The sequence below is a fragment of the Microtetraspora sp. AC03309 genome, from assembly GCF_020826795.1.
Classification (GTDB): domain Bacteria; phylum Actinomycetota; class Actinomycetes; order Streptosporangiales; family Streptosporangiaceae; genus Microtetraspora; species Microtetraspora glauca.
Window position 1 is genome coordinate 65696 of the sequence record NZ_JADDIL010000020.1, and the last position, 26285, is coordinate 91980.

General features: G+C 69.5%; 24 protein-coding genes. 14 read left to right on the forward strand and 10 right to left on the reverse strand.

All coding sequences use genetic code 11. The annotated features are described in order from the left end of the window. Window positions 1-8: 8 nt before the first annotated feature. Window positions 9-1082, reverse strand: a complete 1074-nt coding sequence (locus IMZ11_RS14305) for a PLP-dependent cysteine synthase family protein (protein ID WP_228641559.1) — start codon at window positions 1080-1082, stop codon at window positions 9-11. Window positions 1083-1341: 259 nt separating this feature from the next. Between IMZ11_RS14305 and IMZ11_RS14310 the strand changes: the two genes are divergently transcribed. Further along, a complete protein-coding gene (locus IMZ11_RS14310; RefSeq protein WP_061255234.1) occupies window positions 1342-1929 on the forward strand; it encodes a sigma-70 family RNA polymerase sigma factor in 588 nt (195 codons plus the stop codon). Window positions 1930-2066: 137 nt separating this feature from the next. Here IMZ11_RS14310 and IMZ11_RS14315 read toward each other — a convergent pair whose 3' ends face one another. Further along, window positions 2067-2906 (reverse strand): DMT family transporter, encoded by an 840-nt coding sequence (locus IMZ11_RS14315; RefSeq protein WP_228641563.1) that lies wholly within the window; start codon window positions 2904-2906, stop codon window positions 2067-2069. A gap of 87 nt (window positions 2907-2993) precedes the next feature. Between IMZ11_RS14315 and IMZ11_RS14320 the strand changes: the two genes are divergently transcribed. The 4 genes from IMZ11_RS14320 to IMZ11_RS14335 all read left to right on the forward strand — a co-directional run bounded on the left by IMZ11_RS14320 (window position 2994) and on the right by IMZ11_RS14335 (window position 6714). Next, complete coding sequence (locus IMZ11_RS14320) at window positions 2994-3569, forward strand: helix-turn-helix domain-containing protein (RefSeq protein ID WP_228641565.1); 576 nt, start codon at window positions 2994-2996, stop codon at window positions 3567-3569. A 420-nt stretch (window positions 3570-3989) separates the two neighbouring features. Continuing rightward, on the forward strand, window positions 3990-4295 hold the full coding sequence (locus tag IMZ11_RS14325; RefSeq protein WP_228641567.1) for a hypothetical protein: 306 nt from the start codon (window positions 3990-3992) through the stop codon (window positions 4293-4295). 270 nt (window positions 4296-4565) lie between these two features. Further along, on the forward strand, window positions 4566-5147 hold the full coding sequence (locus IMZ11_RS14330; protein ID WP_308066789.1) for a polysaccharide deacetylase family protein: 582 nt from the start codon (window positions 4566-4568) through the stop codon (window positions 5145-5147). 46 nt (window positions 5148-5193) lie between these two features. Then, a complete protein-coding gene (locus IMZ11_RS14335) occupies window positions 5194-6714 on the forward strand; it encodes a helicase HerA-like domain-containing protein (protein WP_228641571.1) in 1521 nt (506 codons plus the stop codon). A 277-nt stretch (window positions 6715-6991) separates the two neighbouring features. On the opposite strand, the gene IMZ11_RS14340 is transcribed toward IMZ11_RS14335, so the two are convergent. Both IMZ11_RS14340 and typA read right to left on the reverse strand, forming a co-directional pair. Further along, on the reverse strand, window positions 6992-7597 hold the full coding sequence (locus IMZ11_RS14340) for a superoxide dismutase family protein (RefSeq protein ID WP_228641574.1): 606 nt from the start codon (window positions 7595-7597) through the stop codon (window positions 6992-6994). Window positions 7598-7842: 245 nt separating this feature from the next. Next, window positions 7843-9696 (reverse strand): translational GTPase TypA, encoded by a 1854-nt coding sequence (typA, locus tag IMZ11_RS14345; RefSeq protein ID WP_228641576.1) that lies wholly within the window; start codon window positions 9694-9696, stop codon window positions 7843-7845. Between the two features lie 183 nt (window positions 9697-9879). Between typA and IMZ11_RS14350 the strand changes: the two genes are divergently transcribed. Together IMZ11_RS14350 and IMZ11_RS14355 are read left to right on the forward strand one after the other, a co-directional pair. Then, entirely contained in the window at window positions 9880-10035 is a 156-nt protein-coding gene (locus IMZ11_RS14350; RefSeq protein ID WP_228641578.1) for a hypothetical protein, read from the forward strand. A gap of 190 nt (window positions 10036-10225) precedes the next feature. Further along, window positions 10226-10981 carry an alpha/beta hydrolase gene (locus tag IMZ11_RS14355; RefSeq protein ID WP_228641580.1) on the forward strand — a complete coding sequence of 252 codons (756 nt, stop codon included), beginning with the start codon at window positions 10226-10228 and terminating at the stop codon, window positions 10979-10981. 319 nt (window positions 10982-11300) lie between these two features. Here the strand turns inward: IMZ11_RS14355 and IMZ11_RS14360 are convergent, their stop codons facing one another. Continuing rightward, window positions 11301-12737, reverse strand: coding sequence for an aldehyde dehydrogenase (locus IMZ11_RS14360; RefSeq protein WP_228641585.1), 1437 nt, complete (start codon window positions 12735-12737; stop codon window positions 11301-11303). Window positions 12738-12991: 254 nt separating this feature from the next. Between IMZ11_RS14360 and IMZ11_RS14365 the strand changes: the two genes are divergently transcribed. Beyond that, window positions 12992-13876 (forward strand): hypothetical protein, encoded by an 885-nt coding sequence (locus IMZ11_RS14365; protein WP_228641586.1) that lies wholly within the window; start codon window positions 12992-12994, stop codon window positions 13874-13876. A 90-nt stretch (window positions 13877-13966) separates the two neighbouring features. Here the strand turns inward: IMZ11_RS14365 and IMZ11_RS14370 are convergent, their stop codons facing one another. Beyond that, window positions 13967-15247, reverse strand: coding sequence for a GH1 family beta-glucosidase (locus IMZ11_RS14370; RefSeq protein ID WP_228641588.1), 1281 nt, complete (start codon window positions 15245-15247; stop codon window positions 13967-13969). A gap of 71 nt (window positions 15248-15318) precedes the next feature. Here IMZ11_RS14370 and IMZ11_RS14375 point away from each other — a divergent pair, with 71 nt between their 5' ends. Beyond that, window positions 15319-15984 (forward strand): TetR/AcrR family transcriptional regulator, encoded by a 666-nt coding sequence (locus IMZ11_RS14375; RefSeq protein WP_061255007.1) that lies wholly within the window; start codon window positions 15319-15321, stop codon window positions 15982-15984. Here IMZ11_RS14375 and IMZ11_RS14380 read toward each other — a convergent pair whose 3' ends face one another. After that, window positions 15985-16896 carry an aldo/keto reductase gene (locus IMZ11_RS14380; protein ID WP_228641590.1) on the reverse strand — a complete coding sequence of 304 codons (912 nt, stop codon included), beginning with the start codon at window positions 16894-16896 and terminating at the stop codon, window positions 15985-15987. Between the two features lie 72 nt (window positions 16897-16968). On the opposite strand from IMZ11_RS14380, the gene IMZ11_RS14385 reads away from it, so the two are divergent. Continuing rightward, the gene (locus tag IMZ11_RS14385) at window positions 16969-17382 is read left to right on the forward strand and encodes a MerR family transcriptional regulator (RefSeq protein WP_061255005.1); all 414 of its coding nucleotides are present in this window, start codon (window positions 16969-16971) and stop codon (window positions 17380-17382) included. 1 nt (window position 17383) lies between these two features. Here the strand turns inward: IMZ11_RS14385 and IMZ11_RS14390 are convergent, their stop codons facing one another. Next, complete coding sequence (locus IMZ11_RS14390) at window positions 17384-19375, reverse strand: ABC transporter ATP-binding protein (RefSeq protein ID WP_308066790.1); 1992 nt, start codon at window positions 19373-19375, stop codon at window positions 17384-17386. A 304-nt stretch (window positions 19376-19679) separates the two neighbouring features. On the opposite strand from IMZ11_RS14390, the gene IMZ11_RS14395 reads away from it, so the two are divergent. The 3 genes from IMZ11_RS14395 to IMZ11_RS14405 all read left to right on the forward strand — a co-directional run bounded on the left by IMZ11_RS14395 (window position 19680) and on the right by IMZ11_RS14405 (window position 22808). After that, window positions 19680-20966, forward strand: coding sequence for an ABC transporter substrate-binding protein (locus IMZ11_RS14395; RefSeq protein WP_228641592.1), 1287 nt, complete (start codon window positions 19680-19682; stop codon window positions 20964-20966). Between the two features lie 85 nt (window positions 20967-21051). Next, window positions 21052-21939 carry a carbohydrate ABC transporter permease gene (locus tag IMZ11_RS14400; RefSeq protein WP_061255002.1) on the forward strand — a complete coding sequence of 296 codons (888 nt, stop codon included), beginning with the start codon at window positions 21052-21054 and terminating at the stop codon, window positions 21937-21939. Beyond that, window positions 21936-22808 (forward strand): carbohydrate ABC transporter permease, encoded by an 873-nt coding sequence (locus tag IMZ11_RS14405; protein WP_228641594.1) that lies wholly within the window; start codon window positions 21936-21938, stop codon window positions 22806-22808. The genes IMZ11_RS14400 and IMZ11_RS14405 overlap by 4 nt, the downstream gene beginning before the upstream one ends. A 24-nt stretch (window positions 22809-22832) precedes the next feature. Here the strand turns inward: IMZ11_RS14405 and IMZ11_RS14410 are convergent, their stop codons facing one another. Further along, window positions 22833-23417 (reverse strand): helix-turn-helix domain-containing protein, encoded by a 585-nt coding sequence (locus tag IMZ11_RS14410; RefSeq protein ID WP_228641596.1) that lies wholly within the window; start codon window positions 23415-23417, stop codon window positions 22833-22835. 56 nt (window positions 23418-23473) lie between these two features. On the opposite strand from IMZ11_RS14410, the gene IMZ11_RS14415 reads away from it, so the two are divergent. After that, the gene (locus IMZ11_RS14415; protein WP_228641598.1) at window positions 23474-24778 is read left to right on the forward strand and encodes an alpha/beta fold hydrolase; all 1305 of its coding nucleotides are present in this window, start codon (window positions 23474-23476) and stop codon (window positions 24776-24778) included. 23 nt (window positions 24779-24801) lie between these two features. On the opposite strand, the gene IMZ11_RS14420 is transcribed toward IMZ11_RS14415, so the two are convergent. Then, a complete protein-coding gene (locus IMZ11_RS14420) occupies window positions 24802-25824 on the reverse strand; it encodes a LacI family DNA-binding transcriptional regulator (protein WP_374462270.1) in 1023 nt (340 codons plus the stop codon). Window positions 25825-26285: the final 461 nt, after the last annotated feature.

A 26285-nucleotide genomic window follows, 5' to 3' on the forward strand; every position in this document is an offset into this window, starting at 1 on the left:
GGCGGGAATCACGACGGAGAGAGGAAGTCGCGGAGATCGTCCAGATGCGGGGCGATGTCGAGCCCCTGCCGGGTGAGCCACTGGTCGTCGCCGTAGGTGTCCCGGTAGCGCTCGCCGCCGTCGCAGATCAGCGTGACCACGCTGCCCCGCTCGCCCGCCGCCCGCATCTCCTTGATGATCTGTACGGCCGCCGCGACGTTGGTCCCGGTCGAGCCGCCCACGTCCAGGCGGGTGACCTCCTTGATCCAGCGCATGGCCGCGATCGACAGGGCGTCGGGTACCTGGGTCATCCGGTCGATGACCGCAGGCATGAACGACGGCTCGACCCGGGGTCGGCCGATGCCCTCGATCCTGGAGCCCGCCCCCATCTGCTCCTCGCGCGCGACCCAGGACGGGTAGAACGCCGAGCCCTCGGGATCTGCCACGCAGAGCCGCGTCAGGTGACGCCGATATCGGATGTACCGCCCGATGGTGGCGGACGTGCCGCCGGTGCCGGCGCTCACCACGATCCACGAGGGCTCCGGGTGCCGTTCGAGGGCCATCTGGTGGAAGATGCTCTCCGCGATGTTGTTGTTTCCCCGCCAGTCCGTCGCCCGCTCAGCGTAGGTGAACTGGTCCATGTAGTGGCCGCCGGTCTCCCGGGCGAGCCGCCGGGACTCCTCGTAGATCGTGCCGGGGTCCTCCACGAGGTGGCACTTCCCGCCGTGGAACTCGATGATCTCCCGCTTCTCCGGTGACGTGCTCGCCGGGATCACCGCGATGAACGGGAGGCCGAGCAACCGGGCGAAGTACGCCTCGCTGACCGCGGTGGAGCCGCTCGACGACTCGATGATCGTGGTCGTGGGCCCGATCCAGCCGTTGGCCAGGCCGTACAGGAAGAGGGACCGGGCGAGCCGGTGCTTGAGTGAACCGGTCGGGTGGACCGACTCGTCTTTGAGATAGAGGTCGACTCCCCAGTGCGGAGGGAGAGGGAAGACGTGCAGATGGGTGTCGCAGCTGCGGTTGGCGTCCGCCTCCACGGCCTGGATGGCCTCCGCCGCCCAGCGCCGGGTGGCCGGGTCGTGCCGTTCCACGTGTTTCATGCCATAACTCTAGCTAGTGAGCTTTGCCACAATTTCTACAGGATCGAGCATTGAGTGTTATTGTAATGAGACTTACTCGATCGGCGCGTGACTTCGCCGTGCCGATCCACGTCCACGGTGACCCTTCTGACCAGGGAAGACCTTAACGCTTCGCTTACGAGTCCCCTGCAACGATGTCAAGGGACGTAATCGGTCCCGTGCGCCCGCATGGGTTCACACCGGAGGGGTAGCGGGGGAGCAGTTTCGTAGGGGGATGGACATGATCACGATGACCGATGAACAACGCCAGGCATGGTTCGAACGCGACGTCGTCCCGGTGACCGGTCAGCTCTATGCCTCCGCCATGCGCCTCACCCGCAACCAGGCCGACGCGGAAGACCTGGTCCAGGAGACGGTCGCCAAGGCGTACACCTCCTACCACCAGTTCCGTGAAGGTACGAACCTCAAGGCGTGGCTGCACCGGATCCTGACGAACAACTTCATCAACGACTACCGCAAGAAGCAGCGTTCGCCCAAGCTTTCGGCCGCCGAGGAGATCGAGGACTGGCAGCTCGCGGCTGCGGAGTCGCACATGTCCACCGGTTTGAAGTCCGCGGAGACCGAGGCGCTGGAACAGCTGCCCGACAGCGCCGTGATGAACGCTTTGCGCGCGTTGCCGGAGGACTTCCGCGTCGCGGTCTATCTCGCCGACGTCGAGGGTTTCGCGTACAAGGAGATCGCCGACCGGATGGGCACCCCCATCGGAACGGTGATGTCCCGCCTGCACCGTGGCCGCCGCCAGCTGCGCGGCATGCTCGCGGAGTACGCCCGCGAGGAGGGCGTCGTCCGCGTGCCCGTCGCCGCCTGAGACGGGTTGCTTGAGACGGTTCGCCTGAGACGCTGCTTGACGCGCTGCCTGAGACGCTCGCCTTCCCTGCGCCCGTTCCGTCGCGGCCCGGCGGACCGCGGAGTGGTCAGAGTGGTGGCAGGGTGGTGGCAGGGTGGTCAGGCGGGCGGCAGGGCGATCAGTGCCACCGCGCCCAGCGCGAACCCCACTCCCGCTATCTGCACCCGGTTGAGCCGTTCGTCCAGCACGTATCGCGCGAGCAGCAGCGTGCTCGCGGGATAGAGCGACACCAGGACCGCCACCAGGCTGAGCATGCCTCCCCGGGCGGCCAGCAGGTAGAGGATGTTGGCGGCCATGTCGAGCACTCCGGCCGCGATCGTCACCGGAAGCGCGCCCGGAAGAGGACGCAGCGTCCTGCGCGACACGAGGGCCAGCAGCACGACGAGCGAGATCGACGCGATGCGCGCGCCGGCCAGCGGCCACAGGCCCGAGCCCGCCGGGGCCAGCTTGAGCAGGACGAAGAACCCGCCGAAGCCCGCACCGGACGCCAGGGCGCTCACGATCGGGCCGATCCGCGAGCCGGACGCGGCGGCGGAGTCACGGCTGACCAGGAGAACGGCGAGCAGCCCGAGCACGATCCCGGCCATCGCGGTGAGCGAGGGGCGCTCGCCGAGGACCAGGCCGAACAGCACGGGCAGGGCCATCGAGGTCGTCGCCGTGGTCGGCGCGACCACCGACATCATCCCGGAGGCGAGTCCCCGGTAGAAGAGGACGATGCCGGCCGCCCCGGCGACACCGGCGGCCATCCCCCACAGCAGCGCCGCGGGGCTCGGCGCGCCGGGCAGGACCGGCATCAGGGCGCAGACCAGCAGCAGACCGCCGAGCTGGGAGATCACGACGACGGCCAGGACACGGGATCGTCGCGTGGCCAGTCCTCCGAAGAAGTCGGCCGTCCCGAAGATCACCGCACACGCCGTAGCGAGCGCCACTGCCGTCACCGCACACCTCACAGTCCACTGAATTGCACTGTTCATACAACAGGTTGAGCGCAACACATTGCAAATCAGATTCACTAGGCTGTACGCATGCCGGACCTGGAGACGATCAGCGCGGCCATCGCCACGAACGTTCGCGGGCAGCGCGCCCACCGGGGGATGACCCTCGACGAGCTGGCGGCACGGTCGGGGGTGAGCCGCGGCATGCTGATCCAGATCGAGCAGGGGCGGACGAACCCCAGCATCAACACGCTCAGCCGGATCGCGGAGGCCCTGGGCGTCACGGTCGGCCGGATCGTCGAGGTGTCGGAGACCCCGGTCGTGCGGGTCGTCCACGCCGCCGACGTGGTGACCTTCCGGCACGCCGCCGGGGGCGAGGCGCGCCTGCTCGTCGGCGCGGACGCCCCCGCCATCCTCGAACTGTGGGACTGGCGGTTCGGCCCCGGCGAGCATCACGACGGCGACCCCCATCCGGCCGGAACCCGCGAGATGCTCACCGTGCTGGAGGGCGAGCTCACCCTCACCGTGTACGGCAAGAGCCATACCGTGGGCACGGACGAGGCGGTGGTGTTCAACGCGGACCGCCCGCATCGCTACGCCAACGACGGGACCGCCCCGCTCCGCTTCGTGATGGTGGTCATCGAGCCCCGCGAGCAGGTGGATTAGATCCCCGTTCCCGGGTCTCCGGGCGGTCCTCGCGCCCCGGCGGCCGTCGTGCCTCCGCGGCCTCGCGCCCGCCGCCCCCACGGCCTCGCACCCGCGGTCCTCGTGCCTCCGCGGCCGCACACCCGCCGCCCCCGCGGCCTCGCGCCCGCCTGCGATCAAGTAACGGCGGGTTCAATGGCTTTGTCATAGCGTGATGAAGATCGAGGCTTGTGGGTGTTTGGCGGCCCCATGTCCCTGGGAAATCATCCAACGTGCGATGGAAAGGCGTCTTCGGGGCGGCGCCGGGCGCAACGGTCAGGCCAATATTCCTGCGCGGTAACGGGCTGGAGCCCCATGATTACTCCATGAGTTCTGCTGTGCCGGGACAAAGACTGTTAGACCACTCTTTCCGTGCCGTTCCGTGGCCACGGAGCGTGAACGATGGCTGAGTCCGCGGACGCGCTGGCGAAGCTGCGGGCCGAGCTCGCCGCCCTCGGCGTTTCCGACGCGTACGAGATCGGGGACGGGGCCACGCTCTCCGTCTGGATCGGTCTCGTCGTGAGCTTCCGGGACGGGTTTTACCGGTGGCAGGAGGCTTCCGTGAAACGCCGCCATGTGGGTAGTGACCCCTCCGGATGCGCCATCAGGGTGGCCCGAAGGTATGCCGAGCTCCGAGCGAACGTGCCGCCCTGGTGGGAGGACCTGGCCAGGGTCATACGGGGGGACAAGGCCAGGGGATATCCCTGATCCCCGCCTGCTCGGGGGGAACATATGCGGGTCGGCCTCGCCCTTCTGTCACTGCTTGTGGTGACGGGATGCGGTGTCGCGTCGATCCTGCGGACGACAGCTCCCGCGCCCCCTCCGACGGCCGCTCCGACGCCCGGAGGCGCGACGCCCGGACCGGAGACCGCAGACCCGTCCGGCACCGGACAGCCGGGGGAGCCCGAGCGACCGCGTCCCCGGCCGAGCCCGACGGCGCCGGAACCCCGTGACATCAGCTGCGCGCGGACCAGATGTGTGGCGCTGACCTTCGACGACGGGCCGGGGAACTACACCTCGACCGTCCTCGACGTGCTCGCCCGGCATCAGGCCAGGGCGACGTTCTTCCTGGTCGGCGAGATGATCGGCAAGGACGACCGGCCGGTACTGCGCCGCATGGTCGCCGAAGGGCACGAGCTCGGCAACCACACCTGGGACCACCGTGACCTCACCGCGATGAGCGACGCGGGCCTCAGGCGCGAGATCGTCAGGACCGAGAAGCTCGTCGAGGATCTGACCGGCGTCCGCATGCACGGCATGCGCCCGCCGTACGGTGCGACCGACCGCAGGGTGACCGAGGAGACGAGGCGGCTCGGCCTCGCGCAGATCCTCTGGGCGATCGACACCCTCGACTGGCGCGACCGGGTGCCCAAGCTGGTGGTACAGCGCAGCACGAAGGCGAAGCCGGGGGAGATCGTCCTGATGCACGACATCCACAAGACCACCGTGGAGGCGCTGCCGCGCCTGCTCAAGGTGCTCGACGAGAAGGGATTCACGTACGTGACCGTGTCCGAGCTGTTCGGCCATCTCACGCCGGGGAAGCGGTACTCCGACCGTTGATTTCTCATTCGGGGGAAGCCCGGGGCTCCACGCTCGAGGAGGTTCGATGAAGGGCTACGACTTCGAGGGGCCGGCGCTGGAACTGGGCGCGCTGGTGACGGACGGGCGGGCCGACCCCTCCCAGAAGATCAGGATTCCGCTCGCCATGATGAACCGGCACGGCCTGGTCGCGGGCGCCACCGGGACGGGGAAGACCAAGACGCTCCAGATGACGGCCGAGCAGCTCTCCGCCCAGGGGGTGCCGGTGTTCCTCGCCGACGTGAAGGGCGACCTGTCCGGTCTCGCCTCACCCGGCGTGGCCTCCGACCGGGTGAGCGCGCGGGCCGCGGAGGTCGGCGAGACCTGGTCGGGTACGGCGTCGCCCACCGAGTTCTTCTCGCTCGGCGGCATCGGGGAGGGCATCCCGCTCCGGTCCACCATGACGTCGTTCGGTCCCACGCTGCTGGCCAAGGTCCTCGGGCTCAACGAGACCCAGGAGTCCTCGCTCGGACTGATCTTCTACTTCGCCGACAAGCACGGCCTGCCGCTGCTGGACCTGAAGGACCTGATCGCGGTCATCCAGTACCTCACGGACAATCCGGAGGCGCTGAAGGGGATCGGAGGCCTGTCGGCGCAGACGGCCGGGGTGATCCTGCGCTCGCTGATCAACTTCCAGGCGCAGGGCGCGGACGCGTTCTTCGGCGAGCCCGAGTTCGACACCCATGACCTGCTCCGGGTGACGCCCGACGGAAGGGGCGTGATCTCCATCCTGGAGCTGCCCGCCGTACAGGACCGGCCGCAGCTCTTCTCGACATTCCTGATGTGGCTGCTGGCGGACCTGTTCGAGGGGCTGCCCGAGATCGGCGACCCGGACAAGCCGCGGCTGGTGTTCTTCTTCGACGAGGCCCACCTGCTGTTCGGCGACGCGTCCAAGGCGTTCCTTCAGTCGATCACGCAGACCGTGCGGCTGATCCGCTCGAAGGGGGTGGGGGTCTTCTTCGTCACCCAGACGCCCAAGGACGTGCCCGCCGACGTACTGGCCCAGCTCGGCTCGCGCGTGCAGCACGCCCTGCGCGCCTTCACACCGCAGGACGCCAAGGCGCTGAAGGCGACCGTGTCCACGTTCCCCTCGTCCTCGTACGACCTGGAGGAACTGCTCACGCAACTCGGCATCGGCGAGGCGGTGGTGACCGTGCTGTCGGAGACGGGCGCGCCCACTCCGGTCGCGTGGACCCGCCTGCGCGCGCCGCGGAGCCTGATGGCGCCGTCCGACCCCGCCGTGGTCCGGCAGGCCGTCACCACCTCTCCGCTTCTCCCCAAGTACGGCACGGCGGTCGACAGGGAGTCGGCGTACGAGATGCTGAGCGCCCGGCTCACCCCGCACGCGCCCGCCCCCACGGCACCCGCCGAAACGGCCGAGCGGCCGAGGGAGAGGCGTGAGGAGGCGAGGGAACGGCCGGGCGAGAAGTCGACCCTGGAGGGCGTGCTCGGCTCGCCCGCGTTCCGGTCGCTGGCGCGGTCGGCCGCGTCCGCCCTCGGCAAGGAGATCACGCGGTCCATCTTCGGGACCGCCCGCCGTCGCCGCTGATGTCGAGGAACGCTGATGTCGAGGAACGCTGACGTCGGTCTGACATCGGTGGGTACGGCTCGCACCCCCCGGGCGAGCCGTACCGGATTCAGCGGGCGATCAGCAGCACCAGCGCTCCGATGATCAACCAGGCACCGGCCTGCGCGGTGTACAACATCGTGTTGACGAGTCTCATGACGGATTCCCCCTCTCGTGGAGGCACCGCACCCCCGTGGTGCTCTCCTACAGGCATGGTGACCCGGGCGGCTTGTGCGCCACTTGGGGGCGGCTTGGGGCATCAGTGGACGACGCCGCAGGCGATCCGGTTGCCGGTGTCGCCGGCCTTCAACGTTGTCGCGTCGGCGCCCGTCGTCCCCGTCACGTCCGCCGGGTGCGTGTAGCGGACGGGGATGTTGCCGTAGTTGTCCGGCAGCGCGTGCATGACGACGGCGCTGCCGTCCGAGTCGGTCAGCTGCGCGACCCGGAACCGGTCGGTGACGAACGAGGCGCGGCCGGTGCCGTTCCGGCCCACGAGCAGGGCGGGGAGGTCTCCGGAGTGGTCGCCGTGGTGCCCGGACGCGTCGAGGTCGAGATGCCCGCCGGCCGAGGTGAACGCGCTCCCGGTCACCGGATCGACCGCCTTGGCGTCGCACGTGCCGGTGGTATGGACATGGAAGCCGTGATAGCCGACGGGCAGGCCCCAGACGCTCACGGTGATCCGGGTCGCCTGCGGTCCCTCGTCCTCGATCCGCAGTACGCCGACCCGCTTGCCGTTCGCGTCGCGGAGCGTGGCGTCGAGGGGGCGGGCGATGCGGCCGGGTGTCGCCTCGGCGGCGGAGGATCCGGCGACGGCCCCTCCGAGCATGAGCATCACGGCGAGTGCGAAATGTGTCCTGCCGGGCATGGTGACTCCTGCTTTGTGCGTTGGGTTGCGTTCCAATTACCTTCCGTTACGCAGGAAACCATGCGTGGGCCATGTCGCGGGTGGGAAACGGCGGCCTGGATGGCGTCGTATCGCGCCCTCTTGGCCCCGTCGAGACGATGTGCCCGACTCGTCGGCGCGCGGTGGGCCGGAACGCAGGCGGCCGCCTGAACCGGTTTCGGTTCAGGCGGCCGGCGTGCGGATCTCCCGGTCGCTGCCCTGCGCGATCAGTTGGCGCGCTTGGCCCGCGCGGCGGTCCGGCCGCGGATGGCGGCGTCCAGGACGACCTTGCGGATGCGGACGGTCTGGGGAGTGATCTCCACGCACTCGTCCTCGCGGATGAACTCCAGCGCCTGCTCCAGCGACAGGACGCGCGGCGGGATGACCTTCTCGGTCTCGTCCGCCGTGGAGGAGCGCATGTTCGTGAGCTTCTTCTCCTTGGTGATGTTCACGTCCATGTCGTCGGAACGGGAGTTCTCGCCGACGATCATGCCCTCGTACACTTCGGTGGTCGGGGAGACGAACAGCGTGCCGCGCTCCTGCAGGTTGAGCATGGCGAACGCGGTGACCGGGCCGGAGCGGTCGGCGACCAGGGAGCCGTTGTTGCGGGTGCGCAGCTCGCCGAACCACGGCTCGTACGCCTCGAAGACGTGGTGCACCAGGCCGGTGCCGCGCGTCTCGGTGAGGAACTCCGTACGGAAGCCGATCAGGCCGCGGGCCGGGACCACGAACTCCATCCGGATCCAGCCGGTGCCGTGGTTGGTCATGTGCTCCATGCGGCCCTTGCGGACGGCGAGGAGCTGGGTGACCGCGCCGAGGTACTCCTCGGGGCAGTCGACCGTGAGCCGCTCGACCGGCTCGTGCACCTTGCCGTTGATCTGCTTGGTGACGACCTGGGGCTTGCCGACGGTCAGCTCGTAGCCCTCGCGGCGCATCTGCTCGACCAGGATGGCCAGGGCGAGCTCGCCGCGGCCCTGGACCTCCCAGGAGTCGGGCCGGTCCGTCGGGAGCACCCGCAGCGAGACGTTGCCGACGAGCTCTTTGTCGAGGCGGTCCTTGACCATGCGGGCGGTGACCTTGGAGCCCTTGACCTTGCCGACCAGCGGGCTGGTGTTGGTGCCGATGGTCATGGAGATCGCCGGCTCGTCCACGGTGATCAGCGGCAGCGGGCGCGGGTCGTCGGGGTCGGCCAGCGTCTCGCCGATCATGATCTCGGGGATGCCGGCGATCGCGATGATGTCACCGGGGCCCGCCTCTTCGGCGGGCTTGCGCTCCAGCGCGTCCGTCATGAGCAGCTCGGAGATCTTCACCCGCTGGACGGTGCCGTCGGTGCGGCACCACGCGACCTGCTGGCCCTTCTTGATCGTGCCCTGGTGCACCCGGCACAGCGCGATCCGGCCGAGGTAGCTGGACGCGTCGAGGTTGGTGACGTGGGCCTGCAGCGGCGCGGTCGGGTCGTAGACCGGCGCCGGGATCGTCGACGCGATCGTCTCGAACAGCGGCTCGAGGTCGTCGGCGTCGGGCATGCCACCGTCCTGCGGCCGGTTCAGCGAGGCCCGGCCCGCCTTGGCGGACGCGTAGACGATCGGGAAGTCGATCTGCTCCTCGGTGGCGTCGAGGTCCATGAAGAGCTCGTAGACCTCGTCGACGACCTCGGAGATCCGGGCGTCGGGCCGGTCGACCTTGTTGATGCACAGGATGACCGGCATCTTGGCCGACAGCGCCTTGCGCAGCACGAAACGGGTCTGCGGCAGCGGTCCCTCGGAGGCGTCGACCAGCAGGACGACACCGTCCACCATGGACAGGCCGCGCTCCACCTCGCCGCCGAAGTCGGCGTGGCCGGGCGTGTCGATGATGTTGAGCGTCATGCCCCCGTGCTTGACCGCGGTGTTCTTGGCGAGAATGGTGATGCCCTTCTCGCGCTCCAGGTCGTTGGAGTCCATGACGCGCTCGTCGACGTCCTGGTTGGCGCGGAACGCCCCGGACTGCCAGAGCATGGCGTCCACGAGCGTGGTCTTGCCGTGGTCGACATGCGCGATGATCGCGATGTTCCGCAGGTCGTCGCGGCTGTTCAATGGCATAGTGGAGTCTCGCTCTGGTTCGTTGAGGCTGTCCGTCCGCGTCCCGGGAACCGGCTCGTGTCCCGTCGCGAGACGCTCTGGCCGCGAGTGCGACCTTCAGATTTTAGTTGATGCCCGTCACCGCCGCGCGCCATGGGCGCACGATCCGGCACATCTCCACGTTTGTCGCCGAAAGTTCCACCGATGATGGTTTCACGGATGGCGGTCGGCGGCCTGCCCCTGATCTGCGACGAGTGGCCGAACGGGCTCGGCCCGGGGCCGCCGGAGATCGAACGCGGCCGGGGAGACCGGGTGCTCCACCGGATCCGCGCGTCGGGGACGTCATGGCGGGGCTGGTGATCGAGCCGACCGTACGGGAGCCGCTGCGGCGGGCCGGGCCGCGCCGCGCGGAGGTCGTCCCCGAACAGGTGTGAGCCAGAGGCGCGCCCGGAACCGTGGATCCACGCGGGCGCGCTTCACGGCGGAGACGTTCACAGCGGAGACGTCCTCCCGGGAACTGTGTCGGGAGGCGCCGTTAAGGTTGGGGGACATGACCTTCGCTCCGGCCTTCGCGGCGATGCTGCGCACGTCGGACGGCGTGCGGATCGACGCTTCGCACACGCCCAACGGCTCCCTCGACCTCGGCATCGTGCTCGCCCACGGATTCACCGGATCCTGGCGGACGCGGTGCACGCGGCGCATCGTGCACGTCCTGTCCGGCTTCGGGGGTGTGCTCTCCTTCGACTTCCGCGGGCACGGGCGTTCCACCGGCAAGTCGACGGTGGGCGACCTTGAGGTGCTCGATCTCGACGCGGCGGTGAAGCACGCCAGGTCGATCGGCTACCGGCGGGTCGTGACCATCGGTTTCTCGATGGGCGCGGCCGTGGCCGTACGGCATGCCGCGCTGCACCGGGGCGTGGACGCGGTCGTCGCGGTGAGCGGCCCCGCGTGGTGGTACTACCGGGGCACCAAGCCGATGCGCCAGGTGCACTGGGCGATCGAGCGTCCGGAGGGGCGGCTCGCCGCGCGGTGGATCAAGCGGACCCGGATCGCGACGGGTCAGTGGGACCCCGTGCCGCTGCCGCCGTACGAGGCGGCCGCGCTCGTCGCGCCGACGCCGTTCCTGATCGTCCATGGTGACGCCGACCCGTTCTTCCCGCTGGATCACCCGCACGAGCTCTACGGCAACGCCCGCGACCCGAAGGAGATGTGGATCATCCCCGGGTACGGCCACGCCGAGGCGGCGGCGACGCCGGATCTGGTCCGGAAAATTGGTCGCTGGATTTCGCGAACCAAACCCGAATAACGGTCGTCTACCTGAGTTGAACGGATCAAAACCCTCGGGAGTGGTCCAATCCACCGGTTTGGGGAGATCGGTGTGCACCATTGTGTACTTATGGTGTGGCCCAGCGTCGCGGGGGCGCGCTGGGCGGCCTTCGGTCCCGTACGGCCGGAGCGGTGGCGAGGCGATGCCTCGCACGCCGACCGCCGTGCGGGACCGGTGGGATGTCATCGCGTCCGAGCCAATCAGCCCGAGCCAATCAGCCCGAGCCAATCAGCCCGAGTAGACCCGGCCGGATGACCCGCCGGACGATCCGGTCAGGTGACCCGGCCCGGTGTCCCGTTCAGCCGAGGCGGGCGATCGACTTGTACTCCAGATAGGCCGACAGGCCCTCGGGGCCGAGCTCCCGGCCGAGCCCGCTCGCCTTGTATCCGCCGAACGGTGTGGACGGCTCCATGGTGTTCATCATGTTGACGCCGTAGGTGCCCGTGCGGACCTGGCGGGCGACGTCCATGCCGTGGTCGGTGTCCGCGGTCCAGACCGAGCCGGACAGCCCGTAGTCGCTGTCGTTGGCGATGCGGATCGCGTCCGCCTCGTCGTCGTACGGGATCACCGCCAGGACCGGCCCGAAGATCTCCTCGCGGGCGATGCGCATGTCGTTGGTCGCCCCGGCGAACACGGTGGGGGCGACGTACCAGCCACGGTCGAACGGCCGGTCGAGGCCGCCGACGACCGTCTTGGCGCCCTCGTCGATGCCGATCCTGATGTATCCCTCGACCCGCTCCTGCTGCCGCCTGGCCACCAGCGGGCCGATGCCCGTGGCCGGGTCGGCGGGGTCGCCGACCTGCTGGCCGACCACCATGTCGGCCACCGCCTGCACGACCTCGTCGTACCGGTTCCTGGAGGCGAGGATGCGGGACTGCGCGACGCACGCCTGGCCGTTGTTCATGAGCGAGGCGATCGACAGGAAGCCCATCGCGGACGGCAGGTCGCAGTCGTCCAGGATGATCGCCGCCGACTTGCCGCCGAGCTCCAGGCTGCAGCGCTTGAGCTGCTCGCCGCAGATGGAGGCGATCCGACGGCCCGCGGCGGTGGAACCGGTGAAGGCCACCTTGTCGACGCCGGGGTGGGAGACGAGGTGCTCGCCCGCCTCACGCCCGGCGGCCACGATGTTGACCACGCCGTCGGGGATCCCGGCCTCCTTGACCATCTCGGCGAGCAGGTAGGAGTCGAGCGGCGTCTCCGGGGCCGGCTTGACGACGATGGTGCAGCCGGCGACGAGCGCGGGGGCGAGCTTGGTCATGATGACGAACTGCGGGACGTTCCACGGAACGACGGCGGCGACGACGCCGACCGGCTCGCGGCGCACGGTGACGGGGCCGAACGCGCCCGGCCGCTCGTCCTCGACGGCGAAGGTCGCGCCCAGCTCGGCGAAGTACTGCAGCATCCCGAGCGGCTGCGGGGCCTGGGCGAGCTGCGAGAACGTGATCGGCGAGCCCATCTCCAGGGTGATCACGTCGGCGATCTCGTTCTGGCGCGCCGCGTAGATCTCGGCGAGCCTCGCGACGACGGCCGCGCGCTCGGCCATGCTCATCCGGGGCCACGGTCCGTGGTCGAACGCCTCGCGCGCCGCGGCGACCGCGCGGTCCATGTCGGCGGCGGTGCCGTCGGGAACCCGCCCGACCACCTCCTCGGTGTGCGGCGACACGACGTCGATGGTCCCGGTGCCCGCGGGGGCCACCCAGTCGCCCCCTATGAAGAGCCTGTCGTGGTGAAGCATGCTGGTCCGCCTCCCGGTCGGGCGTGCCTGATTTGAGCGAATGCTTGTTTGGTTAACAGTCTGTGCGTCGCAGCGGTGCGGGACAAGTACCGACCCGCCATTGGGACCGAATCATGTTCTGTCTGTGCTGGCAAGATGCTCAATTGCTCGCAAATAGCGACAAATAAGAGGAAACGTGCACAGGATCGCCCGTTCAGGTGGCGGCTTTCAAGATCATCTTCTATAGTTTCGGACCGTCTGCAGGGGAGGATCACGTGCAACCGGGGCGCTGGGTCGGCCTGGCGGTGATGTTCACCGCGCTCCTTGGCGCGCTCACCGCACCCGGAGCGCAGGCGGCACCGGACGAGCAGGCCAAACTCAAGAAACTCACCCAGGACGCCGCCGATCTCGCCAAGGCGTACCGCGGGGAGATCGTCAGCCTCGACGACACCATGAAGCTCGCGAAGAACGCCTCCGCGCGGTTGACGAAGCTGAAGCGCTCCCAGATCAAGGCCGAGCAGCGGGTGGCCATGTTCGCCCAGACCTCGTACATGGGCGGAGGGTTCGACGCGTCCGAGCTGATGCTGCCGCAGACCGACCTCGGCACGTACTCGATCATGTCCTACCTCTCCAGCGAGAAGACGCAGCACCTCAACTCGATCAAGACGCTGATCGCGGAGCAGAAGAAGGCCGCGAAGGACGCCGACGCGAAGATCGCCAAGCTGGAGAGGCACATCAAGGAGCTGAAGGCCAAGCAGCGCGAGGTCGAGGAGAAGCTGGCCAAGTTCGGCTTCCAGACCCCCGGCTCCGCGAGCGGTCTGACCCAGCGGCTGATCACCCTGCGGGGCATCGTCATGCAGTCCTTCCCGATGCCCTTCGGGGTGGGCTGCCTGCGCGTGGGCGACCCCGGAGAGCACGGCAAGGGCCGGGCCTGCGACTTCATGATGAGCAACGGCCGCATGCCCGATCCCGTGGCCAAGGCGCGCGGCGACGCCCTCGCCCAGTGGTGCATCGAAAACGCCGACAAGTACGGGATCATGTACATCATCTGGCAGCAGCGCTTCTATGACATGCGTACGGGCGCGGGCTGGCGGATGATGTCCGACCGCGGTGGCCTCACCGCGAACCACTACGACCACGTCCACGTCTCCGTGCTCTGAGCTCCGCGTCAGGGGCCCGGCGCGGAGGGCGCGAGTCGCCTCAGGGGCCCCCGAGCCCGCCGCGCCGCAGGTGCGGCCCTCCGGCGCGGATCACTCCGCGATCAGTTGCCTGAGCCAGTGGTAGCTGGCCTTCGGGGTGCGCTTCTGGGTCTCGAAGTCGACGTGGACGAGGCCGAAGCGCTGGTGGTACCCCTCGGCCCACTCGAAGTTGTCGAGCAGCGACCAGATGAAGTAGCCGCGGACGTCCACGCCCTCGGCCTGGGCCCGCCTGATCGCCGTGATGTGGCCGTCGAGGTAGTCGATCCGCTCCTGGTCCTCGATCCCGTCGTACGAGCAGCCGTTCTCGGTGATGTAGACCGGCGGGAGCGCGGTGCCGTACCGCTCCTTGAGGGAGACGAGCAGCTCGCGCAGGCCGTCGGGCACGACGGGCCAGCCGAACGCCGTGGTCGGGTAGCCGGTGACGCCCGCGTCGTCGAACGGCAGGAGGTCGGTGGACGGCGCGGAGATCCGCGTGGGGTTGTAGTAGTTGATCCCGAGCCCGTCGAGCGGCTGCGCGATCGTCGCCAGATCCCCCTCGTGGATGAAGTCCAGATTCTCCACGCCGAACGCCGAGAAGTCGGGATAGGAGCCGACGAAGAGGGGGTCGTTGAACAGCCGGTTGTGCATGGTGTCGTAGGCGGCCGCGGCGGCGAGGTCGGCCGGGTCGTCCGAGGCCGGCCACACCGGCGTGCAGTTGTTCGTGATCAGCACCTGCTCGGCGCCGTTCGCCCGCAGCGCCGCCGTGGCGAGGCCGTGCCCGAGAAGCTGGTGATGGGCGACGGGCAGGGCGTCGAGGAGCAGCGTACGGCCCGGCGCGTGGACGCCCATGGCGTACCCGAACGTCATGTGCACGACGGGTTCGTTGAGGGTGATCCACATTTTGACCCGGTCGGACAGGCGCTCCGCCACTATGGCCGCGTAATCCGCGAAATATCCGGAGGTGTCGCGGTTCAACCAGCCGCCCTCGTCCTCCAGCGCCTGGGGCAGGTCCCAGTGGAACAGCGTCAGCGCGGGGGTGATGCCCTTCTCGCACAGGCCGTCCACCAGCCGGTCGTAGAAGTCGAGCCCCGCCTGGTTGACCTCGCCCCGCCCGGTGGGCTGGATCCGCGGCCACGCGACCGAGAAGCGGTACGCGTTGAGGCCCGCGTCGGCCATCAGCGCGACGTCCTCCGGCCAGCGATGATAGTGATCACAGGCCACGTCGCCGGTGTGTCCGTCCCGGACCTTCCCGGGCTCGTGGGAGAACGTGTCCCAGATCGAGACGCCGCGTCCGTCCTCGGAGACCGCGCCCTCGATCTGGTAGGAGGCGGTAGCCGTACCCCAGAGGAACATGTGCCACCCTTTCGGATATGAGTGACGCTCATGTTAACGCGCGTCCGGGTCATCCGGTAGAGAATGGGCCAATGACGAACGCCGCGGGTGGAACGCTGCGCCGCCGCCCTTCCCAGCGCCGCAGCCTCGAACGGGTCGAGCGGATGTTGGACGAGTGCGCCCTGCTGCTCGACGAGGTCGGCTACGAACAGCTGACGACCAAGGAGGTCGCCCGCCGGGCCGAAGTGCCCATCGGGACCTTCTACCAGTTCTTCCCCGACAAGCAGGGGCTGGTCCGCGCGCTCGCCCTGCGCAACCTCGACGCCTTCCTCGACCGGATGGCCGCCCGGGTGGTCGGCGCCTCCCTCAAGGACTGGACCGAGGCCGTCGACCTCGTCATCGACGAGTTCGTCCACATGAAGCGGACGATGCCCGGCTTCGGGGTCGTCGACTTCGGCGAGATACTGACCACGCCCGGCGGCCCCGCGCTGCCCGAGAGCCGGCGCATGCTCGACCGAGCCCTGGACAACAACGTCATCGTGGCCGACCGGCTTCGCTCGCTCATCATCGAGTTGCTGGGCGCGCCCAGGAACGAGGGCCTCGGCCGCGCGTTCATCGTCGCGGTGGAGGCGGCCGACGCCGTGCTCAAGCTCGCCTTCCGCGCCCATCCGGAGGGCGACCCGGACCTGATCGTCGAGTGCAAGCGGCTGGTCCGCCGCTACCTGTCCGAGCACATCTCCGAGCCGCCCGTGGAGTGATCAGGCGGGGTCGTCCAGCCGGGCTCGCGACTCGTCGTCCAGCGTGACCTCCGCCAGCAGCTCCTCGATCTGGGCCACCGCGCTCGCGCCCACGATCGGGATGATGCCCTGCGCGCGCAACCAGGCCAGGACGACCTGGTTCCGCGTCGCGCCGACCTCACGCGTGACCTCGTCCAGCGCGGCGAGCCGCCGCGTCGTGCCCGGATGGTCGTACTGCTCGGGCAGCGGCTTACTCGTGTACGCCCCGGCCAGCAGCGAGGTGTAGACCCACAGGGTCAGATCCGGCTCCGAGCGCACGTAGTCCAGGGTCTCCTCCCCGACCTGGACGTGGCCGCCCTCCGGCAGGCGTACGCCGGGACGCGGGCGCAGGTAGGAGTGGCGCATCTGCAGGTGGGTGTACCGCGCCCGGCCGCCGGACAACGCGACCTGCCGGGCCCGCTCGACCCGCCAGGCGGGATGGTTGCTCGCGCCGACCTCCCGGACCTTCCCCTCGTCCACCAGGCGGCCGAACGCCTCGACGGTCTCGTCCAGGGGTACGGAGCGGTCCTCGATATGGGCCCAGTAGACGTCGATGGCGTCGACACCGAGCCGGCGCAGGCTGCCCTCGGCCGCCGTAGGGATCGTCCCGGCGGACAGGCCCTCCGCCGAGGCGAGGGTCAGGTCGCCGGGAACCGTCGGCCGGGCCCCGCACTTGGTGCTGATGACGACCCGATCCCTGACGCCGCGCGAGGCGAGCCACCTGCCGACGGTGACCTCGCTCTCGTCGCCGGTCGCGCCGACCTGCCAGAAGGGATAGTTGTTCGAGGTGTCCACGATCGTCCCGCCGCCCTCGACGAATCGGTCGAGGATGGCGAACGAGGTCGCCTCGTCCACAGTGGTGCCGAACGGGATCGTGCCCAACGCGAGTCTCATGTCGCCCACCGTGCACGCTGGAGCGCACTCCAGCGCAAACTGCTTGACCTGGAGCCGACTCCAGGTGCCACCATGGGGCGGGTGACTGCGTACACACCGGGACAGGTGGCGGAGGAGACGGGGTTCAGCCTGGACACGCTCCGCTACTACGAGCGAATAGGGCTGCTGGAACCGATCGAGCGCAACGCCGCCGGGCAGCGCCGCTTCAGCGACGGCGACGTCGGCTGGCTGGGCATGATCCGGTGCCTGCGGGACACCGGCATGTCGATCGCCGAGATGCTGCGCTTCGCCGAGCTCACCCGCGAGGGCGAGCACACCATCCGTGACCGGATCGCGCTGCTCGCGGCACACGACCGGGCGGTCGAGGACCAGATCGCCGCCCTGCGGCAGAAGCAGGGGGCGATCCAGCGCAAGATCCAGTACTACCGGGACGTGCTGGCCATCCCCGACGCGCTCTACGCGTGCGAGGACGAGCGCGCCTCCTGACTCAGGTGCGGTATGCCTCGGCCTGGAGGGTGTAGAGCTCGGCGTAGATGCCGGAACGCGCCATGAGCTCGGCGTGCGTGCCGTCCTCGGCCACCTTTCCGTGGTCGAGGACGTAGATCCGGTCGGCGTAACGCACGCTGGCCATCCGGTGCGTGATCAGCACCACGGTGCGCCCGTCCGCGTGCTCCCTGATCCGTTCGAAGAGCGCGTGCTCGGCTCGGGCGTCGAGTGCGGCCGTCGGCTCGTCGCAGATCAGCAGCGGCGCGTCCCGGTAGAAGCCGCGGGCGACGGCGATCCGCTGCCACTGACCGCCCGACAGCTCGTGGCCGTCCTTGAACCGCTTGTCGAGGAGGGTGCGGTAGCCGAGTGGCAGCTCCGCGATGACCGCGTCCGCGCCCGCCACCTCGGCCGCCCGGCGCACCGCGTCCTCGCCCTTCTCGGTGCCCATCGTGATGTTGTGCCGGGCGTTCAACGGCCAGTGGCTGTGGTCCTGGGCGATCACCGCGACCCGGCCGCGCAGCAGTTGTGGATCCACGTCGCGCAGGTCGGTGGCGTCCCACAGGACCCGGCCGCCGTCCGGGACGTACAGCCCGGCCAGGATCCGCGACAGGGTGGTCTTGCCCGAGCCGTTCTCGCCGACGAGCGCGATGACTTCGCCTCGCTCGATCCGGATCGACACGCCGCGCAGCGCCGGAGTCTCCGATCCCGGATAGGTGAAGGTGACGTCCTCGACCGTGATCCGCCGGAACTCCCCGGGCGGCGCCTCCCGCCGCTCCGGCGTGCGCTCCGACCCCGCGCTCGCGCAGAAGTCGACGAAGTCGGTGAAGTAGAGCCCGTTCTCGTAGAGGCGGTTCACGGCGAACAGCAGGCTCGCCAGGGACGACTGGCCCGAGCGGATCGCCAGCACGGCGGTGCCCGCGACGGCGAGCGGGACCGCGCCGAGGGCGAGGAGCAACCCGAGCGCGATGTAGACCAGGGCGGTGCCGAGCCCGCCCAACGCCTCGCCGACGAGCCGGGCGAACGTCTGCCGCCGGGCCAGAGCGATCAGGACCGCCTGCTCGGCGCGGGCGACCCGGTCGTAGACCTCGAGCAGGAACCCCCGCATGGTGAAGGAGCGCACCTCGGCCGCGGTCGATCGCGCGCTGAGCAGCTCGCTGATGATCCACTTGCGGCGGTAGTTGGGGACCAGCGACAACATCGTGGTGTAGCGCATGCGGGCGGCGCGCACCGTGGCCCAGGCGTCGGGCAGGACGGCGACGACGAGCAGCGGCAGCAGCGCCGGGTGCAGGACGCCGAGCACGCCCGCCGCCGCGATGAGGCCGGTGGCCGAGGTCAGCACGTCGATCGTCGAGTCGACCACCGCGTCGGACGATCCGACGCCGCGTGTCTGGGCTCGCTGAAGCGTGTCGTGGAAGTCGGAGTCGTCGAAGCGGATCAGCTCGACGTCACTGGTCACGCCATAGAGTCGCTTCTCGGCGATGCGGCTCACCTGGGGTTCGAGCCGCGCCTGCGCCCAGTTGGCGCCCGCCTGCAGGCTGGTGCGTATGGTCGCCGCCGCGCCGACGGCGAGCAGCGCGGGCAGCGCCGCGCGTACCCGCTCGGGCGTCGGCCCCGCCGCCAGCAGGGCCTGCAGCACACCGGTGGTGGCCAGCAGCCCGAACGCGGTGAAGACGCCGGCGAGCAGGCTGAGCCCGATCGTGGCGACCGTGTCGCGGCGGCCGGCCTCCCACGCCATGCGCACGGCCTGGCCGATCAACGCGGGCAGCCGCCGTGCGATGGTGAGGAAGCCGATGTTGCGCATTATGTCGTCGTGTTCGTGCCAGCGATTCGGCGTGAGGTCGGAGAAGTCCGGAAGGTCCTCCGGCCGGGATCGCCCGCCCGCCTCGGCCTCCGCGTCCGCCTGCTGTCTGCCGGGCTCCGACGACGATCCCGGTCCTGATGTGGGGCCTGTTTCCGGGCTCGCCCCTGTGCCCGCCCCCCGCGTGACAGTCATGGCAGCAGTGTGACGAGGGTCACTGACATTTCGCCATCGGCGGCGGGTCGCCAGGAACACGTCCCCGGAGACAGACGAATCCCTCCCGCGCGTCGGCATGGGGCGGCCCGCCCGGTGGTACACGGAGCCCCGCGGCGTGTACGGAGGGCCGCGCCCCGGCGGTATGCGGAGACGTTATCCGGGCGTAGCCGCACATCCCTTGACGCCCGATGGTGCGAGATGGGTTGATAAAGGTTCTTGCTGACAACGTTGTCAGTTCTCGGGGGTAAGGATTTTCGACGACCACACCCCGAAGGGATGTGCGATGAGACGACGGTGGTTGGCGGCCGTGGCGGTCTCGGTGGCCGGTCTGCTCACCCTCACGGCCTGCGGAGGAAGCGACGACAAGGCCGCCGGAGGCGGGCAGTCCGGGCAGAAGAAAGTCGAGGTCTTCTCCTGGTGGACGGGCCCCGGCGAGGCCGACGGACTGAAGGCCATGCGGGAGATCTTCGAGAAGGGCAATCCCGGCTTCACGTTCTATGACGCGGCCGTCGCGGGCGGCTCCGGAGACCAGGCCCGCGCGCTGCTGTCCAGCAAGCTCCAGGCCAACCAGCCTCCGGACACCTTCCAGGGGCACGCCGGCGCCGAGCTGCAGGGATACATCAAGGCGGGCAAGCTGGAGCCGCTGAACTTCCTTTATGACGAGCTCAAGCTGAAGGACGTCCTGCCCCAGGAACTGATCGACCAGATCTCGGTCCAGGGCCAGGTCTATTCGGTGCCGGTGAACATCCACAGGTCCAACGTCCTGTGGTTCAACCCGTCGGTCCTCAAGGCGGCCGGGATCTCCGAGGCGCCCAAGACGATCGACGAGTTCATCGCCGACCTCGGCAAGGTGAAGAAGACGGGCAAGATCCCGCTCTCGATCGGCTCGCAGTGGACCGCCGTCCACCTGCTGGAGAGCGTCATGCTCGGCTCGCTCGGCACCGACGCGTACAACGAGCTCTGGACGGCGAACGCCGACTGGTCCGGCGCGAACGTGACGAAGGCGCTGGAGAACTTCAAGACCATCCTGTCGTACGCCGGGACGCCGCAGGAAGACTGGCAGCCCGCGGCCAAGCAGGTCGCCGACGGCGAGGCCGCGTTCAACATCATGGGCGACTGGGCCTACGGCTACTTCCACAACCCGCCGGACGGCGGCCTGGGCAAGCAGTCCAAGGCCGACTTCGACTGGGCGGCGTCTCCGGGTACGGACGGCACCTTCATGTGGCTGTCGGACAGCTTCACCCTGCCCAAGGGCGCTCCCAACCGGGACGGAGCGGTGGCGTGGCTGAAGGTCGCGGCCAGCAAGGAGGGCCAGGACGCCTTCAACCCCAAGAAGGGCTCCATCCCGGCCCGCAAGGACGCCGACAAGTCGCTCTACCAGGACTACCTCGCCTGGGATCTCGACCAGTGGGCGAGCGCCAAGCTGGCCGGCTCCATCCAGCACGGTGTCGTCGCGAACGACGCCTGGCGTACCGCGATCAACGACGCGGTCGGCCTCTTCCAGCAGGACCAGGACGTGGCCAAGTTCCAGCAGGCACTGATCGCCGCCGCCAAGAACAGCGGCCAGTGAGTTGACCCCCCTTGTACGGCTCGCGCCGCGCCGGACGCACTCCGCGCCGGCCGGCGCGGGCCGTACTCGACGTTGAGAGGTGCGAGTGACGCGGGTACGCAGGTGGCTGCCCGGACTGCTCCTGGTAACGCCGTCGATCGTCGCCGTCGCGGTCTTCGTGTACGGCCTGCTCGGCTGGAACCTCAAGGTCGCGATGACCGACCAGCACGACGAGATCTCCCAGGGGAGCTTCGTCGGCTTGGAGAACTTCACCGCCATCTGGGATCAGGAGCGATGGGGCATCTCGGTCCGGCACGCGATCGTCTTCACCGTCGTCTTCGTCGGAGGGGCGCTCGTCCTCGGCTGGCTCCTGGCCTTCCTGATGGAGAAGGGGATCCGCGGCGAGAGCGGGTTCCGGGCGGTCTACCTGTTCCCCATGGCCGTCTCCTTCATCGCCACCGGCGTGGTCTGGCGGTGGCTGATGAACAGCGGCACGGGGGAGCGCGCGGTCGGCCTGAACAGCCTGTTCCACTATCTGGGGCTGGACTTCCTGCAATGGCAGTGGTTCCGCGACCCGGACTGGGGGATGGCCGCGATGGCGATCCCCGCGATCTGGCAGATGTCCGGATATGTCATGGCTTTGTTCCTCGCGGGTTTCCGCGGCGTACCCGACGAGCTGCGCGAGTCCGCCAGGGTCGACGGGTGCGGGGAGTGGCAGGTCTACCGGCACATCGTGCTGCCGATGCTGCGCCCGGTGACCCTGTCCGCCCTGATCATCCTCGGGCACATCTCGCTGAAGGTCTTCGACCTGATCGTGGCGGTGTCCGGCAAGCAGATCATCACCGACGTGCCCGCCATCTTCATGTGGACGGCCGTCTTCGACTCGCACGACCCGGCCAAGGGGGCCACGATCGCGTCGTACATCGTGATCTCCGTCGCCGTCTTCGTCGTCCCGTATCTGGTGTGGAACGCGCGCAAGGGGAAGCGGTCATGAGCGTCGCGCAGGAGGCCGTACGGCACGCGGCCCCGGCGGATCGGGCCGGGCAACGGGCCGCCGTCGCCCGGTGGGTGCGGCTCGCGCTGCTGCTGATCTTCGTCGTGGTGTTCCTGATCCCCGTCTATGTGCTGCTGGTGACCAGCTTCAAGCCGCTGTCGGAGGCCGACCCCGGCCAGGCGTGGAACCTGCCGAAGGTCTGGACGACCGAGGCGTGGAGCATCGCCTGGGAGAAACTCGAACCCGGCATCGTCAACAGTGTCCTGCTCGCCGTGCCGGGGTCGCTGATCTCCGCCGTGCTCGGCTCGATGAACGGGTACGTGCTGTCCAAATGGCGCTTCCCCGGGGCCGACGTCGTGTTCACCCTGTTCCTGTTCGGGATGTTCATCCCGTACCAGGGGGTGATGATCCCTCTCGTCCAGCTCATGGTGAACCTCGGCGTCTACGGCGGCATCCCGGGGCTGACGCTCGCCCACGTCGTGTACGGCATCCCGATCTGCACGCTGATCTTCCGGAATTACTACGTGACGATCCCCGACGAGCTCATCGAGGCGTCCCGGGTGGATGGCGCGGGCATGCTCCGGACGTTCTGGTCGATCATCCTGCCGGTCTCCGGCCCGGCGTTCGCCGTGGTGATCATCTGGCAGTTCACGTCGATGTGGAACGACTTCCTGTTCGCCGTCTTCCTCACCGCGCCGACCTCGTGGCCGACCACCGTCATGCTCAACAACATCGCCGGGGCCCAGACCGTGCCGTACAGCCAGCAGATGGCCGCCGCGATCCTGGCGTCCGTCCCCACCATGGTCGTGTACGTCCTGCTGGGCCGGTTCTTCATGCGCGGCCTCATGGCCGGAGCCCTCAAGGGCTGAGAGCCGACCGGCGGGTGAGCCTGATCAGGGGTGCCGGGTTCGGTCGGCCGTCGGCGCCTCACCGGGGGACGGGTCGGCGGATGGTTGTTCGATCGGGAAGAGGATCGGGCTGAGCAGGTATTGCCCGCGGTCCGGTGCCGGCTCGTTGGCCAGGCGGGGCAGGATCGCGCGGCGCATTTCGACGATCATCTCGTCCAGCTCGTCGCGGCTGAGCCAGACGGCGTGCTGCCGGTAGCCGACGAGATCCGCCGCCGGGTCGGCGTTCTGGCGGTCGAGGTAGGCGTTGAACTCGGCGACCAGGACGGCGATCGACGTGGCGAACACCCGCCGGTGGTCGTCGAGCGACAGTGCCGCGACCGCGTCGGTGTCGACGACGACCCGGTCCAGGCGTAGCCGGTATCGGCGTTCCACCGCGCCACGCACCCGCCGCTCGTCGGCCACCTCCAGAATTCCGTTGGCCGCGAGCAGATCGACGTGCCGATAGACCATGGCCTTCGAGGCGTCGGGGATCCGGGAGCAGAGCTGGGCGGTGGTGAGTTCCCGCCCTCCGCGCATCGCGTGCACGATCCGCAGCCGCACCGGGTGTGCCAGCAGTTCCAAGGTGTCCACCGGGCAACGGTCTCATATCGTGCTACCGTTCGCAAAGAATGAGAAAGGTGATGGAGATGGCAGAGGAAACGGATCCGGCGGCGGTCGCCACGGCGGTCGTCGAGATGGCGCGCGACGGGCGGTTCGCGGACGTCGAGCGGTTGTTCGCCCCGCCGTTACGCGCGGTGGTCTCCGCCGAGACGCTGCGAGTCGCCTGGGAGAGCCAGATCTCCAGGATCGGGCCGATCTCCGCGGTCGGGACGCCGGTCAGAGAGCCCACCACAGCAGGGCGGGTACGGCTCAGCGTCCCGGTGACGTACGAGCGGGGCGGGCTCACGGTGGTCATGTCGGTCGACGAGGCCGGCCTGCTGCAGGGCCTCCAACTCGCGCCGGCGCTCACCGGGTCATGGACGCCGCCGCCGTATGCCCGCCGCGGGAGGTTCGACGAGCACGAGGTCACCGTGGGCTCCTGCTCCCTGGCCGTGTCCGGGACGTTGAGCCTGCCGCGCGGGCGCGGCCCGTGGCCCGGCGTGGTGCTGCTCAGCGGCGGCGGGCCGTTCGATCGAGACGCCACGAGCGGCCCCAACAAGCCGCTCAAGGACCTGGCCTGGGGGCTGGCCGGCCACGGCGTGGCGGTGCTGCGCTTCGACAAGGTGACCTACGCCCACGCCGACCAGACGGCCGGCAAGCCCGACTTCACGATGCGTGACGAGTACGTCCCGCACGCCGTCGCCGCCGTCCACCTGCTCCGACGACACCCGGCCGTCGACGCCGCGCGGGTTCACGTCGTCGGCCACAGCATGGGCGGGAAGGTCGCCCCGTGCGTCGCCGCCGCCGAACCGTCCGTGGCCGGTCTGGTACTCCTGGCCGGAGACACCCAGCCCATGCCCCAGGCCGCCGTCCGCGTCGTCCGCCACCTCGCGTCGCTGAATCCCGGCCCGGCGGCCGACGCCGCCGTCGTGGCGATGCAGCGGCAGGCCGCGATGGCCGAAAGCCCCGACCTGTCGCCCGACACGCCCGCCGCGGAGCTGCCGTTCGGCTACTCCGGGGCGTACTGCCTGGATCTGCGCGGTTACGACCCCGTGGCGACCGCGGCGACACTGGTCAAGCCGATGCTCATCCTCCAGGGCGGCCGTGACTATCAGGTGACCGTCGCCGACGATCTGTCGCGATGGCGGGCGGGTCTCGCACACCGGACGGACGTCACCATCCGTGTCTACGACGCCGACGACCACATGTTCTTCCCGGGCTCCGGCCCGTCCACGCCCGCGGACTACGAGTCGCCCCAGCACGTCGACCCCGCTGTGATCGCCGACATCGCCGACTGGCTGGCACCCCGCCAAGGGAGAATCGCCCGCCTGGTCTCCGGATTCGGGCGCTGACGCCTTCCCCGGCCGTTCCCCGGTCAGCCGCGAAGCGGCAGTTCGCCCGAGCCGCGTACGACGAGGCGCGTGGGCAGCTCCAGCCGCTGAGGAGGGCCGCTCTCGCCGGCCAGGCGGCGGAACAGCAGCTCCGCCGCCACGCGGCCCAGTCGGGCCGGGTCCTGCGCGACCACGGTGATCCCCAGCAGGTCGGCCAGTTCGAAGTCGTCGAACCCGACAACGGCCACCGGCGGGCCGTGCGTGATGGGGGCGGCGAGGGCGCGGAGGGTGGCGACGGTGGTCCGGCCGTTTCCGGTGAACAGCGCGGTCGGGGGATCGGCGAGCCTGAAGAGGCGTTCCAGGTCGGCCAGCGCGCGGGCCCGGCCCGGCGGGGCCATGGCGACCAGTTCCTCGTCGTACGGCAGGCCGGCGGAGGCGAGGGCCTCCCGATAGCCGCGCAGGCGCTCTGTCGCGGTGAAGATCGACGGCGAGTCGGCGAGGAAGGCGACGCGGCGATGCCCGTGGGCGAGGAGATGCTCGGTGCCGGCGCGGGCGCCGCCCGCGTTGTCGCAGACGACCGTGTCCGCGTCGGGGTCCGCTCCGGGCGGCCGGTCGGCGAAGACGGCCGCGATCCCGGCGTCGATCTCGGGTGTGAGGTAGTCGTGGTCGGTTCCGGCGGGCACGATGATCAGCCCGTCGACGCGTCGCGCGCAGAAGGCGAGCACGAGCTCGCGCTCCCGCGAGGCGTCCTCGCCGGACGATCCGGTGAAGACGAGGCAGCCCTCGTCGAGCGCGACGTCCTCGACCGCCCTGCTGAGCCCGGAGTAGAACGGGTCGGCGACGTCCTCGATCACGAGGCCGATGCTGGCGGTGCGACCGCGGCGCAGCGTCCTGGCGCCGTCGTTGCGCCGGTAGCCGAGGCGCTCGATGGCGGCGTGGACCCGCTCCGCGGTGGTGGCGTTCACGCCGGGCTCGTTGTTGACGACTCTCGACACGGTCTTGAGCGCGACCCCTGCGGCGGCGGCGACGTCGTTCATGGTCGGGCGACCGCGTCTCGTCTCTGGCACGTCCGGATCATCCCGCATTTCAGAGGCGGTGACAACGTTGTCAAATCGAGAACCGGACTCCCGCAGGACGCGTCGGCGGGGAGGTGCGCCGTTCGAGGGGACGGTGGTGTGCGGATCGGCAGGAGCCGTGCGCACGACGAACGAACGCGTCGTGTTGTTGACTGGAAGATCGACCCCGGCGTAGCTTCCACTCAGGATTTCCGCAGAGAGAACTCCCGTTCGCATAGCGAACATCTGGAGTACTTATCGGCAGCTCCTCGTCGGCACGCGGCAGCGGATCGCCATCGCCCGCTTCGCCGAACCGCGTGGGCATCAGAGTCACGCGGAGAGGGGCCGCCTGCGTCGGCCGGCCGGGGGGAATCCGCGCTCCCTCTCCTCGGATTCGGTCGGTGCGTGTCGACAGCGTGGCGGTCTGGGTACGGGGCGTGGGAGGTGGGTGTGCGTAGGTCGTACAAGCTCCT